Source organism: Streptomyces sp. KR55, from assembly GCF_052245645.1.
GTDB classification, from domain to species: Bacteria; Actinomycetota; Actinomycetes; order Streptomycetales; family Streptomycetaceae; genus Streptomyces; species Streptomyces flavusporus.
In genome coordinates this window covers 14,862-27,404 of sequence record NZ_JBQQCE010000013.1, presented here as the reverse complement: position 1 = coordinate 27,404, position 12,543 = coordinate 14,862, and the positions used below count along the sequence as shown (strand labels likewise).

The window sequence follows — 12,543 nt, the reverse complement described above, 5'->3', positions numbered from 1 at the left end:
GTACCGACGCGCCTCGTGTGTCCAGACGCTGGTGAAGCCCGTCGGCAACTACCGGGAATGAGGCACAGGGTGTTCCGCTCACACACGGGCCAAGTCACGACGCACGACTTCGCAGACGATCGAGTCCATCACCGCTGGGTGAACCTGCGGAACGTCGAGGAACCGCTGATGCTTATCCGCGAGCAGGTACGCAATGCCCTGGACCGTCGCGCCATCGGCTCACGTCTCGACGACACGGCGGTTGTCGCCGTCGAACTGGTCACCAATGCGCTGCGGCATACGAGAAGCGGGCCCATCGGCATGGCGATGGACGTCTACGAGGACACCGCGGTGCTCTGGGTCCACGACGGCGGCAAGGACGTCGGCGCCGTCCGACCGCGCGTGCCATCGGATGCTCCGCCTCTCGATCTTGAGGAGGACGGCCGAGGCCTCCATCTCGTCACCGCCCTCGCCACCAGATGGCTGGTATGGCCCACGCCGGAAGGCAAGGCCGTAGTAGCCGAGATGACCCTGATGGACGGGGCTACTGCTGCCCCACGAAATCGGGTGCCGTGAGCGGAAAGCTCTCCAGAACGTCCCACCGGTACGTGACCCCGTCGCGGCGCAGCTCCACGAGCTGTACGTCAGCGACTTCTACATCGACGGATGGCAGGGTGCGCAGGGAAGCGACGACGTCCACCACCGGGCGAGCGTCGCGTCCTCGATTGTTGTAGGCGATGCTGAGATGAGGCCGGAAGTGCGCCGTCGGCTTCGGGGGCGTGATTCCCACGGTCCGCCCGGCCTGCAGCAGCGCGGCGTGGAGTCGTACGAGTGGCCTCCACGGGCCGACGGAGAAACGTACGGCACCCCGGGAACCGGCCAGCGGCACGGCCTGCAGGGTGAAGGCGCCGGGCAGGAGCCGCGCCGCAGTTCGGCCGAGCACGTCCAGCTGACCGTGGGAGACGGCGTCATGTCCTCGGACGCGAGCGAGCGTGATGTGCAACCCGTCCTCGGCGGGGACCGGGTCGAGGCCGAGCGGCGCCAGCGCCTCCTGGCAACCCAGGGCGAGGTCGGTGAGCGCCGATGCGTCGGGGAACGTCAGCATCCAGTAGTACGCCCTGGCCCCATCGAACCAGCCGGGCCGCGACCAGTGGTCAGTCATCTCCGGCAGCGCACTGAAGGCAGCCCAGTCGTGCGCCGCGATACACGCGAGGTCGTCCAGATCCACCGGAGGTTCGGCGGGAAACGCGGCGGGATCGGCGCTGAGCATGGGCACGCGGCGCGCTCCTTCGGCATCACACTGCCCTGGAGTGCGACATGGCCAGGGCTGCTGGCTGGGAGCTCCAGGCCCGGAGCTCCTCGCCATATTCGCCTACGCTCGGCTGCTCCCGCCACGGCAGCGCCTGCTCGTACAGGTCACGAGCGCGCTGCCAAACCGACCTGATCGGCACGTCACCGCACAGCACGAGGGCCTCCCTGCCGAGGGACATCGCGTGATCGAGATCCGGCGACGGCTGCTGCAGCAGCGCCGCGGACACGTCGAGCCGTACCAGCGAACGGCTCCACGCCGAGTCGGAGTGCTCGACAAGGTCGTCGATCTGCTGGGCGTCGCTCAGCACTTGATCGACATTGCCGAGTGATACGTGAGCGGTGACGGCGTTGGCCAGGGTCCTGGCGTGCCCGTATGGCTCGAAGGAGATGCAGGGTGTGATGCCGGCCGAGACGTCGTGGAGTTCCGACAGCTCCAGCGCTTGGCCGACGGCACTGACCGCCGCCTGCCGCCGGCCCATCTTCGCGAGCGCCCGGGCGCGGCCGTTCGCCAGGAGCCGGATGGACTGGGCGCTGCGGGGTGCGCGGTCCACGGCTGCGGCGGCGCGGGCGTCGGCATCGGCGTAACGCCCCGCGTAGTAGAGGCTGAAGGAGAGCGTGCCGTCGGCCCACAGTTCGGTTTCCACGTCGCCGATCGCACGGCTGAGCTCGCGGGTCTCCGTGCAGTACGCCTCGGCGAGTGCGAAGTCGCCCGTGTTGACCGCCATGTAGCCGAGCAGACCCGAGGCGCGGGCAGCGAGACGGAACAACTCCCGGCGTGCACCGGGTGGTTGGCGGCCTTCGAGGAGGGCGTGGGCGAGCTGCCGCAGGTTGCGGGTCTGGGGGCGGAGGACGTACGGCCCGTCGAGCTCGTACCGTGCGGTGATGCCTTCCAGGGAGGAGCCGAGGAAGGCGAGTGTCGTCTCGTCGGCGTTGCTGGTGGTGAGCTGCTGGGTGCGGGCAACGATGTCCAGGGGGTTCTCGTCGTCTGCGTGGAGAGGGATGCCGCGCGGCTGGGACTGGAACCCGGGTGCATCCGGTGCCCCGCCCCGGTTCCGGGTGTCGCGGTCGTGTTCCTGGTCGTGGTCCTCCGCCACGGTGAACAGCTCGGACACGGGTCGGCCCAGCATGTGCTCCAGCACCCTGCAGGCGTCCGGGCGGGGCAGAGTCTGTAACTCCCCGCCGTACCAACGGTCGAACTGGCGCGGGGAGACCCGGACCGAGGCCAGACGGGGATCCCCGTCGAGGTCGGCCAGTCTGGCAGCGGCCCGCTCGAACCGCGTCGAGAACGCTTCGTACGTCGTCAGATGCCGCCGTTGAAGCAGCTCGCGGAACAACGTCGTCCGAGGCATGGCACACCCTCCTGGTGTGGCGAGCAGGGCCGACGGGAGCGTACGCCGAGGTGGGGAGGGCGTGACGCCCGTCAGTCGGCTGCGGCGCACGCCGTGGGGCGCGAGCCGTGATGCCAGACAGCATGCCGACGTCACCATGAACTAGGCAATATGTCTAGTGAAGTTGACTCAGATGGGTTGTAGGCGTGGTCGTCGTACGGGGAGACTTCCGACATGGCCTTGAAGAGGAGCCTGGTGCCCCAGTCCGTGTATCGCCGACAACTCGCCGCTCGTCTCAAAGAGTTGCGTGAAGCGACCGGACTCACGCTCACCGAGGTCGCCGAGCAGCTCGAGGTCAACCAAGGGTCGCTGAGCCGCATCGAGAACGGGGAGCGCGGCACGACACCGGTCCTCGTACGGGCACTCCTGGACCTGTACGGCGTCGAGGACGAGACCCTGCGGTCCGACGTGCTGGACCTCGTGCGGGCGGACAAGGAGCAGCAGAAGCCCTGGTGGCGGAAGTACTCGACGGTGCTGACCGCAACCCGCTACGACGGGTACCTCGCACTGGAGGCCGGCGCGACGTACCTCGCCAACTACCAGCCGATGCTCGTACCGGGCCTGCTTCAGACGGAGGACTACGCACGCTCCGTGATCTCGCAGATGCGGATGGACCTGTCTCCTCCGCAGGTCGAGTCCCTGGTCAAGGTCCGCATGGAGCGGCAGAACAGCCGCCTGGACGGCGAGCAGCCGGCGAAACTCTGGGCGATCCTCGACGAGGCCGTGCTGCGCAGGACGGTCGGCTCGGCCGAGGTGATGCGCGAGCAGATGCGCAAGCTGGTGGAGGCGAGCGAACAGCCGAACATCACCGTGCAGCTGTTGCCGTTCTCACTCGGAGCGCATCCCGGGCTGTACGGTCCGTTCGTCATCCTGGCCTTCCCCGACCCCACACCGAACCTGGTGTGGCTGGAGAACCCCAAAAACTCCGTGTACCTCGAGTCCGCCGAAGACGTGGACAACTACACAGAAATCTTCGACCAGTTGAGGGCCTGCGCCCTGGGCCCGTCGGAGACCCGCACCCGAATCGCAGAGATCAGCAAGGAGCTCGAAGAGTGAGCACGCCCCGCACGACCGTCCCGTCGTACGACGCCCACCTCGCACACGCGCGGTGGCGCAAAAGCTCGTACAGCGGGGGTGCGAACGACTGCGTGGAGATCGCGGAACTGGGGAAACGTGTCGCGGTACGCGACTCCAAAGATGTCGGGCTTCGGCCGCTGTTGTTTTCGCGGGCAGCCGTGCGCGCGCTGGTAGGCGGGATCGTGGATGACACGCTGTGAGGGCGAGGCCCATCCGCTCGTGTCAGCGCCGAGTCCGCTACGGCTGCTTGTTCCGGGTCAGCTGGCACTTCGGCTTGGCTCGCACGCGCTGGAGCGGGAGAGTGCGATGCCCTGACTCCGCTCTCGTCGACCGCCATGGCCCAACGCACCAGGCTTTCCGTGCTGTAGGCGCCCTGCGCGTCGCTGGCCGAAGCTTCGGGCAGCGTCCTCGTGCTCGTCTCGTCGCCCTCGGACGAGAGGACCGACGACGGGACGTCCCCTTGGACCGGGCGTGCGGCGGTTCACCGGTGCTGCGCGCGGTAGGCGCCGGGCGGGGTGCCGTAGCGCTCGTGGAACACCCGGTTGAAGTGGAACGGGCTGGCGAAGCCCGAGGCCGCGGCCACGCGTTCCACGGACAGGTCGGTGCCCTCCAGCAGCCGGGCCGCGTGCCGCAGGCGTGCCTCGCGCAGGGCCCGCATCGGCGACTGGCCGAGCTGCTGGGTGAACAGGTGCGCGAACCGGGAGGGTGACAGGGCGACGCTGTCGGCCAGTGAGCGGACGGTGTGCGGGGCGCCCGGGTCGGCGGCGATCAGCGCCTCGGCCCGGCGCACCCGGGCGTCGACACCGGGCGGCGGCGAGGGGGTGCGCGCGGCGGCGGCCGTGAGCAGGACGACCTCCTCCAGGGCGCACAGCGCCAGCTCCCGGGCGGCGGTGCCGTGAGCCATCGTGATCCGGTCGTCCGCCGGCGTGGTGGCGGGCGGGGTCTCCGCGCCCGTCCAGCGGGCGTCGGTGAGCATCCGGCGGAAGGCGGACTCGACGCGGCCGTGCAGCCCGGCCGGGACGGGGGTGATGACGTACACGCCGTCGCCCACGTCGTACGGGCGCAGCCAGGACGACCAGGTCGGCCGGGCCGGGCAGTGCGCCCACCAGAAGCGCCAGTGCGGCGCGCCGGGCGCCACGCCGTAGCCCTGCCGCACCCCGGGGGCGAGCACCACCAGGTCCCCGGCGCCCGCCCGCGTCTCGGCACTGCCCTGGCGCAGCCGCCCCTGCCCGCCCGTCGTCCAGGTGAACAGCCAGCTGTCCGACCCGCGTGGCCGGTCGATGGCGTAGCCCTGAGACTGGTCGAAGTGGCCGACCACCACCAGTCCGGGCGGCGGGGACGGGACGCCGTCCCCGGCAGTCCCGGGCAAGTCGTCAGCGCTCATGGGCATCCTCCCGGACCGCGCGTCGGCCTAGCGTGATGGACCAGTGACACCTCACCGAGGAGTGGACGCATGACAGTCACGGATATCGGCGCCGCCGGTTCTCCCATCCTGACCCAGGAGGGCCGCGCACGGTTCGAGGAGGACGGCTTCACGGTCGTCCGGAAGCTGTTCGGGTACGACGAGATCGACCGGTTGTGCGCCGAGTTCGCGGCGCTGCACGCGGCCGGGCCCGTGCCGGGGCACTTCGAGCCCCGTGCGGTCCCGCCCGGCGCGCCCGAAGATCCACTGGCCGCCTACCCGAGGGTGATGCAGCCGCACGAGATCAACCCGGTGGCGTTGCGTTTCCTGCTGGACCCGCGGCTGCGCGGCGTGCTGGAGACGCTGTTCGGTGAGGAGGTGCTGGCCGCGCAGAGCATGTTCTACTTCAAGCCGCCGGGTGCGCGCGGCCAGGCGTTGCACCAGGACAACTTCTATCTGCGGGTCGAGCCGGGAACCTGCGTGGCGGCCTGGGTGGCCTGCGATGTGATCGGCCGGGACAACGGTGGGCTGGAGGTCGTGCCCGGCACGCACCGGATGGACATCTTCTGCCCCGAGGAGGCGGACACCGAGGTGTCCTTCGCACGGGAGTACGTACCGCCGCCGCCCGGCCTTGCGACGGTGCCGGTCGACATGGAGCCGGGCGACGTCCTGTTCTTCAACGGCAGCCTGGTGCACGGCTCCGAGCCGAACCGCACCGAGGACCGGTTCCGCCGCTCGTTCATCGGCCACTACGTCGGCCGCTCCGCCGAGCGCATCGGCGGCTACTACCGCACGCTGACGATGGACGCCGAGCGCGTGCCGCTGCCGGAGAGCGAGGGCGGCGGCCCGTGCGGCACCGAGTTCGCACCGCCCGGGCCGCACTGACCGCCGCCGCCCGTCAGTGCCCGCTGACGGGGTGCGGCGTGTAGGGCTGCTCCAGCTCCTCGATCTCCTTGTCGGTCAGCTCCAGCTCGACAGCGGCCACGGCGTCATCGATGTGGTGCGGCTTGGGGGCACCGACGATCGGCGCCGTCACCGTGTCCTGGTGCAGCAGCCAGGCCAGGGCCACCTGGGCGCGGGGCACGCCGCGGTCGCCGGCGATCCGGGTGACGGCCTCGACGATCGTGCGGTCGCCCTCTTGGTAGAGGCGGCTGCCGAAGCCGTCGGCCGCGCTGCGCTCGGTGGTGGTGCCCCAGTCGCGGGTGAGGCGGCCGCGGGCCAGCGGGCTCCAGGGCAGTACGCCGACGCCCTGGTCCGCGCAGAGCGGCAGCATCTCGCGCTCCTCCTCGCGGTAGAGGAGGTTGTAGTGGTTCTGCATCGACACGAACCGGGTCCAGCCGTGCAGCTGGGCGGTGTACTGGGCTTTGGAGAACTGCCAGGCGTACATCGAACTCGCCCCGATGTAGCGCACCTTGCCCGCCTTGACCAGGTCGTGCAGTGCCTCCATCGTCTCCTCGATCGGCGTGTACGGGTCCCAGCGGTGGATCTGGTACAGGTCGACGTAGTCGGTGCCGAGGCGCTGCAGGCTGTGGTCGATCTCGGTCATGATCGCCTTGCGGGACAGTCCGCCGCCGTTGGGGCCGGGCCGCATCCGGCCGTGCACCTTCGTGGCGAGCACGATCTCGTCCCGGCGGGCGAAGTCGTGCAGTGCCTTGCCGACGATCTCCTCGCTGGTGCCGTCCGAGTACACGTTGGCCGTGTCGAAGAAGGTGATCCCGGCCTCCAGTGCCTGCCGGATCAACGGGCGTGAGGCCTCCTCGTCGAGGGTCCACTCGTGCACGCCGCGGTCGGGAAGGCCGTAGGTCATGCAGCCCAGACAGATCCGCGAGACGTCCAGGCCCGTGGAACCGAGCTTCACGTACTGCATCGTTGCTGCTCCTGCCGTCGGAGTGGGGTCCGAGCCGAGCGTACGGCTTCGCGCGCGCTCCAACCGGCCGGCCGGTGCGACGGCCCGCGAGGTAATGCCTGTGGCGCAACATCGGCCGGCGTGGATGAAACCCTCGCCTGTCACTGTTTAGCCTCGGTGCCAGTGAGCCGTGTCGGACGGCTCCGGAACGCGACGATGGGACGGTTGCCATGCCTCTTGAGGGTGAGTACGAACCCAGCCCGACGCAGTGGGTGCGCGAGCAGGTGGAGCTGTACGAGAGTTCCGGCGGCACCAAGGGAACGACCCTGCAGGACACCTCGATGCCCGTCATCGTGCTCACCACTCGGGGCGCGAAGAGCGGCAAGATCCGCAAGACTCCGCTGATGCGCGTCGAGCACGAGGGACGGTATGCAGCCGTCGCTTCGCTGGGCGGGGCGCCCAAGCATCCGGTCTGGTACCACAACGTCAAGGCCGACCGGCACGTGGAGCTCCAGGACGGCGCGGTGAAGCGGGACATGACAGCCCGCGAGGTCACGGGCGCGGAGAAGGCCGAGTGGTGGGAGCGTGCCGTGGCCGCCTATCCCCCGTACGCCGAGTACCAGACGAAGACGGACCGTGAGATCCCGGTCTTCGTCCTCGAACCGGTCGACGGGGACTGATCCCGCCGTTTCTCCGAGAAAATTCGCAGATTGTCGTGCCCGGGGTGCATGAAGCGCCGTACGGCGGGCACTCGCAGTTCAGGCCCCGCCGCGTTCCCCCGTCGCGGCGGGGCTTTCGTGTGTCTCCTGCGCGGGCCGGTCGGTCACGTCGAGGAAGATCTGGTCCGCCTCGGGAACCGTGCGGGCGATCGACCGTTTGATGCGTACGGCCACCTCCTCGACCCGTTCGCTGTCCAGGCCGGGCACCAGGTCGATGCGGGCGGCCACCAGCGTGGAGTCGATGCCGGTCTTCATCGTGAGCAGCGCCTCCACGCTGTCGATCTCGGGCTGCGCCTGCAGCAGCGCCCGGATCCTGCCGCTCGTCTCCGGGTCGGCGGCCTCGCCGATCAGGTGGTCGCGCGCGTCCCGGCCGAGTCGGTAGGCGACGTACACCAGCAGCGCGCCGATGGCCAGCGAGGCGGACGCCTCCCACACGACCTGGCCGGTGGCCATGTGCACCGCCATACCGGCGAGGGCGAGGGTCACCCCGAGCACCGCGGTGCCGTCCTCGGCGATCACCGTGCGCAGGGCCGGATCGCGCAGGCCGTCGGCGGTGCCCTGCCCGTGCAGCTGGTGCAGGGCCCGCAGCAGGGAGACGCCCTCGGTGAGCAGGGCGACGCCGAGCACGATCATGCCGGCCACATAGCCGCCGAAGCTGTCCTCGGTGCCCCTGCTGAGCGCCTCGAAGCCCTGGAAGAAGGAGAAGCAGCCGCCCATGACGAAGATCCCGACGGCCGCCAGCAGCGACCAGAAGAACCGTTCCTTGCCGTAGCCGAAGGGGTGGCGCCGGTCGGCGGGGCGACGGCTGCGGCGCAGGGCGGCGAGGAGGAAGACCTCGTTCATGCTGTCGGCCACGGAGTGCGCTGCCTCGGACAGCAGGGCGGGGGACCCGGCGGTGAGTCCGCCGACCGTCTTGGCGACCGCGATCACCAGGTTGGCCGCCAGCGCCACCAGCACGGTCAGGCGCGTCCTGCGGTCGGCCTTGGGCGCCTGCCCGCGGTCCGGGGTGCGGTCGTGCTGTGCGTGCGTGGTTGTCCCGCTCATCATCGCCGACTGCCCCGGTCGGCGCGGGTCACACCGTGCCGTGAGCGGAAAGGGGGGAACTCGGGGAATCAGGTGGTCAGTACATGCCCCCCTTGGGAAGGAGACAGGTCATGAGCGCCGGGGGCGACGGCAACACCGCGTACGGCAGGAAGCCGTTCCGGCGGTCCAAGAGCCACTTCACGGACCGGATCACCGCGGACGGCCGGGACGGCTGGCCGGTGGCCGCGGCCCGCTACCGGCTGGTCGTCAGCCGTGCCTGTCCATGGGCGAGCCGGGCCGTGATCTCCCGGCGACTGCTGGGGCTGGAGGCCGCCCTGTCGCTGGCCGTCGCCGATCCGATCCAGGACGACCGCAGCTGGCGCTTCACCCTGGACCCGGACGGGCGGGACCCGGTGCTCGGCATCCGCTATCTCAGCGAGGCCTACGACAAGCGGGAGACCGGCTACCCGGGCGGCGTCAGCGTGCCCGCGATCGTGGACGTACCCACCGGGCAGCTGGTCACCAATGACTACCAGCAGATCACCCTGGACTTCGCGACCCAGTGGACGTCCCTGCACCGGGAGGGAGCACCCGACCTGTACCCGGAGCGGCTGCGCGACGAGATCGACGAGGTGATGGCGGACGTCTACGAGGACGTGAACAACGGTGTGTACCGGGCGGGCTTCGCCACCGGGCAGGCGGAGTACGAGGCCGCCTGCTCGGACGTCTTCCGGCGGCTGGAGCTGCTGACGCCACGGCTGGCCCGGCAGCGCTATCTGGTCGGCGACACGATCACCGAGGCGGACATCCGTCTGTTCACCACGCTGGTCCGCTTCGACGCGGTCTACCACGGCCACTTCAAGTGCAACCGCTGGAAGCTGACGGAGAACCAGGTGCTGTGGGCGTACGCACGCGATCTCTTCCAGGCGCCCGGTTTCGGGGACACCGTCGACTTCGACCACATCAAGCGGCACTACCACCAGGTGCACACCGGCATCAATCCGACCAGGATCGTGCCGCTGGGACCGGATCTGTCCGGCTGGCTGACCCCGCATCACCGCGAGGAACTCGGCGGCCGTCCGTTCGGGGACGGCACATCGCCTGGGCCGGTCCGTCCGGGTGAGGAGGTCCCGGCCGCCGGCCGTCCCTGAACCCCGCAGCCGGCGCAGCCCAGCCCGTACACCGACAACCGAGGAGACCACGGTGGCCAAGAAGAGCAAGAAGAAGAAATTCCCCCTCGCCTACCAGCCGGTCGGATGGGTGCTGGGTTATGCGGGCGGTGCGCTGGCGGGCCTCGCCTTCCGCAAGACGTGGATGGCGCTTCGGCACGAGGAGGACGCGCCCGACGCGCTGGACCCGGACCGCGGCTGGGGGGAGATTCTGCTGGCCGCCGCCATCCAGGGAGCGATCTTCGCGGCGGTGCGCAGCGCGGTGGACCGCACGGGCGCCAAGGCCATCGCGCGCTCGACCGGCGTGTGGCCGACCAAGGAGAAGGGCGGCCGGGACTGACTCGGCCGACACGGCGGCGGCCGGCACGGCGGGCCTCGGCATGGGGCCGTAACCGCACCTTCGGTCCCGGTACGCGTCGGTGTTACCGGTGTGGGGCGAGGGAGTATACGCAGCTCAAGAGGCTTGAGCAGTAACGGACATCACGGTCCGGTTACGCGTAGATCATTTACGCTCTGGGCAGTCTCATACCGCTTTCCGGTTCAACTTTCGTACCACGAAACCCAGTTCGAGTGCGCGGGCGGTCACGGTGACCGCCCGCGCGCAGGGGCGGGGGGACTTTGCGCTGCCGTCTCCCGAAAGGAAACGCATGCCGCAGGACGTCCGGTTCGATCTCCCCTTCGACAAGGGCGGGCCGTTCATGGGAGGCCGCCGGCGGTGTCGCGGATGAATCTGCCGTGGACGAGCGGCTCGCCGCGTTCGAGAACCGGGCGGGCGCAGGGCAGATCGTCCTCGAAGCAGCAGGTGGGCGACCCGCTCCCCTTTCTCGGACACGACCGGCCAACAACCACGGCCGATCGATTCCGTTGCCAGGAGCACAGCTTGAAGGGAGACCGGTGTGAATTCTCGAGTCGTAGGCGGTGGTCCGGAGACGTCCACCGACAGCTTGCTCCCGGCGCAGCCAAGCGCCCAGCTCCAGCCGGCGGAGGCGGGGAACAACCTGGCCCGCCTCTTTGCGAAACACATCAATGGGTGCACGGAGCAGTACCGAGATTGCCAGAACGCCGCTCAGCAGCGGCTGGACGCACTCGGATCCCCCCACTCCAGCACCACGCTGCATGTGGAGGGAGCCCTCCATCTGGCGCCGCGCGCGTTCCTCCCGCCCGACGAGGAGGGCTACGCCAGGTTGAGGCGACTCGACACCAGCCTGCGCGTGATCGAAGCGGCCTTCCCCCAAGTCAGCACCGATATTGAGGTCTGCCGACTGACCTGCGTGATGCTGGAAGGGGCCTGGAGGAGCCGGGCACTCACCCCGCCGCGCGAGGAGGAGCAAACAACCGTCTGCACGTGCCCTCTGTGCCGTCGGCTGCCCACGCCCCCCGCACGCACGCTGGCTGACTACGGTTGGCGGCAGAGCGCCGGTCGTCCCCTCACCGTCAAGACCTGGCCGTACCACCGGGAACTCGACAGCGTCCTGACCGGTGGATGGGTCTTGGCCCGGCAGATGAACGACCTTGAACGAGACCTTGGCTACCGCCACCGCTTCGAGGACGACATCCTGCTCTTCCACGAATACAAACGCGTGATCGACACCATAGACACCACGCACCTCACCCAACTCATCGAAGGCCGCTTGGCCGAGAATTTCAGCACCAACACCGCACGGGCCCTCGTCTGCGGACTCTACGCAGCCCATAAGCGATCCGTGGACGAGTACTGGCTCCAACAGCATCACGCGGGCAGCGTCGTACTCCCCCAGACCAACCCACTCAGCCAGAGCACCTACTCACTCCTGCAGATGATGGACTGCCTGTTCTGGCACGTCTCGCCCGACACCGAACTCTGGCAAGAAGAACACCTCGCCTCCCTGCTGCTGTGCCGCGTCGTCGACGACATGGTCGACGTACGAGCCGACGCCCTCACCGGCGAGATCAGCAACTTCTGGCTCGCCGACATGCCCTCCCACACCAAGGCCCTCTACGCTGCCAGCGCCATCGCCCTCATCAAGTACGGCTGCATGCCCGAGGCGCATCCCCCGATGTGGAACACCTGGCTGATGACCAGCACCATCGTCTGGTTGGGGCTCACGGGCCGCCACGCCCTGTGGTTCGACGGCATCACCCAGAGCCTCCCCCCGGCCCAGGACTGCCCGCTGTGCGACCTTCAGCCCAACGCATGCACCGGCATCCTCACCCACGGCACCACCCTCACCATCGCCCCGCGGCCCACCGCACCAGCTCTGAGCACCCGGACCGCCGAGCTGTCCGCTCGCTGCCGAGCCCAATACCCCGAGACATGGCCCCTCTTCGACGCCGAGCTCCATGCCTTCGAAGCACTGCACGGCCCCTGGCACGGCAACACCGACAGCACATGGGAGATCCTGCGCCGCACGTACATCGCCGCCGTGGAGGCATCCAGCGCCGCACCGTCCACGGCCCGCGCTCGTGATGTCCAACAAGACTCCGGCGCAGTCGGATCTGAGTTTTTCTACGCCCTGCACGACCCTCAGACCGGGAGGGAGGACACCGCACTGCTCGCCTACATGTTCGGCTGTGCCCACCCGCATTTCCTCTGGAACGCCACGGGATACCGTCCCACGGACCTCGCAGGCGACTGGCTCGACGGCTGACG

General features: G+C 69.4%; 13 protein-coding genes. 8 read left to right on the top strand and 5 right to left on the bottom strand.

All coding sequences use genetic code 11. The features are described from left to right. Positions 1-138: 138 nt before the first annotated feature. Positions 139-555 (top strand): ATP-binding protein, encoded by a 417-nt coding sequence (locus ACTWQJ_RS03515; RefSeq protein WP_443305128.1) that lies wholly within the window; start codon positions 139-141, stop codon positions 553-555. Here ACTWQJ_RS03515 and ACTWQJ_RS03510 read toward each other — a convergent pair. Both ACTWQJ_RS03510 and ACTWQJ_RS03505 read right to left on the bottom strand, forming a co-directional pair. After that, complete coding sequence (locus tag ACTWQJ_RS03510; protein ID WP_443305147.1) at positions 524-1,249, bottom strand: 2'-5' RNA ligase family protein; 726 nt, start codon at positions 1,247-1,249, stop codon at positions 524-526. The genes ACTWQJ_RS03515 and ACTWQJ_RS03510 overlap by 32 nt on opposite strands. A gap of 25 nt (positions 1,250-1,274) precedes the next feature. Continuing rightward, the gene (locus ACTWQJ_RS03505; protein ID WP_443305127.1) at positions 1,275-2,639 is read right to left on the bottom strand and encodes a hypothetical protein; all 1,365 of its coding nucleotides are present in this window, start codon (positions 2,637-2,639) and stop codon (positions 1,275-1,277) included. Positions 2,640-2,852: 213 nt separating this feature from the next. On the opposite strand from ACTWQJ_RS03505, the gene ACTWQJ_RS03500 reads away from it, so the two are divergent. Together ACTWQJ_RS03500 and ACTWQJ_RS03495 are read left to right on the top strand one after the other, a co-directional pair. Next, complete coding sequence (locus ACTWQJ_RS03500; RefSeq protein ID WP_443305126.1) at positions 2,853-3,734, top strand: helix-turn-helix domain-containing protein; 882 nt, start codon at positions 2,853-2,855, stop codon at positions 3,732-3,734. After that, positions 3,731-3,955, top strand: a complete 225-nt coding sequence (locus tag ACTWQJ_RS03495) for a DUF397 domain-containing protein (protein WP_443305125.1) — start codon at positions 3,731-3,733, stop codon at positions 3,953-3,955. Before ACTWQJ_RS03500 ends, ACTWQJ_RS03495 begins: the two co-directional genes overlap by 4 nt. A 281-nt stretch (positions 3,956-4,236) precedes the next feature. On the opposite strand, the gene ACTWQJ_RS03490 is transcribed toward ACTWQJ_RS03495, so the two are convergent. Beyond that, positions 4,237-5,139, bottom strand: coding sequence for a helix-turn-helix domain-containing protein (locus tag ACTWQJ_RS03490; protein WP_443305124.1), 903 nt, complete (start codon positions 5,137-5,139; stop codon positions 4,237-4,239). Positions 5,140-5,208: 69 nt separating this feature from the next. Between ACTWQJ_RS03490 and ACTWQJ_RS03485 the strand changes: the two genes are divergently transcribed. Beyond that, on the top strand, positions 5,209-6,042 hold the full coding sequence (locus ACTWQJ_RS03485; protein ID WP_443305123.1) for a phytanoyl-CoA dioxygenase family protein: 834 nt from the start codon (positions 5,209-5,211) through the stop codon (positions 6,040-6,042). Between the two features lie 13 nt (positions 6,043-6,055). Here ACTWQJ_RS03485 and ACTWQJ_RS03480 read toward each other — a convergent pair whose 3' ends face one another. Then, positions 6,056-7,024 carry an aldo/keto reductase gene (locus ACTWQJ_RS03480; RefSeq protein WP_443305122.1) on the bottom strand — a complete coding sequence of 323 codons (969 nt, stop codon included), beginning with the start codon at positions 7,022-7,024 and terminating at the stop codon, positions 6,056-6,058. Positions 7,025-7,233: 209 nt separating this feature from the next. Between ACTWQJ_RS03480 and ACTWQJ_RS03475 the strand changes: the two genes are divergently transcribed. Then, complete coding sequence (locus ACTWQJ_RS03475; RefSeq protein WP_443305121.1) at positions 7,234-7,683, top strand: nitroreductase family deazaflavin-dependent oxidoreductase; 450 nt, start codon at positions 7,234-7,236, stop codon at positions 7,681-7,683. Between the two features lie 78 nt (positions 7,684-7,761). On the opposite strand, the gene ACTWQJ_RS03470 is transcribed toward ACTWQJ_RS03475, so the two are convergent. Then, a complete protein-coding gene (locus ACTWQJ_RS03470; protein ID WP_443305146.1) occupies positions 7,762-8,679 on the bottom strand; it encodes a cation diffusion facilitator family transporter in 918 nt (305 codons plus the stop codon). 197 nt (positions 8,680-8,876) lie between these two features. Between ACTWQJ_RS03470 and ACTWQJ_RS03465 the strand changes: the two genes are divergently transcribed. The 3 genes from ACTWQJ_RS03465 to ACTWQJ_RS03455 all read left to right on the top strand — a co-directional run bounded on the left by ACTWQJ_RS03465 (position 8,877) and on the right by ACTWQJ_RS03455 (position 12,541). After that, positions 8,877-9,896 (top strand): glutathione S-transferase family protein, encoded by a 1,020-nt coding sequence (locus ACTWQJ_RS03465; RefSeq protein ID WP_443305120.1) that lies wholly within the window; start codon positions 8,877-8,879, stop codon positions 9,894-9,896. Positions 9,897-9,948: 52 nt separating this feature from the next. Beyond that, entirely contained in the window at positions 9,949-10,254 is a 306-nt protein-coding gene (locus tag ACTWQJ_RS03460) for a DUF4235 domain-containing protein (RefSeq protein WP_129803329.1), read from the top strand. Between the two features lie 778 nt (positions 10,255-11,032). Next, the gene (locus ACTWQJ_RS03455) at positions 11,033-12,541 is read left to right on the top strand and encodes a hypothetical protein (protein ID WP_443305119.1); all 1,509 of its coding nucleotides are present in this window, start codon (positions 11,033-11,035) and stop codon (positions 12,539-12,541) included. The last annotated feature ends 2 nt before the right edge of the window (positions 12,542-12,543 follow it).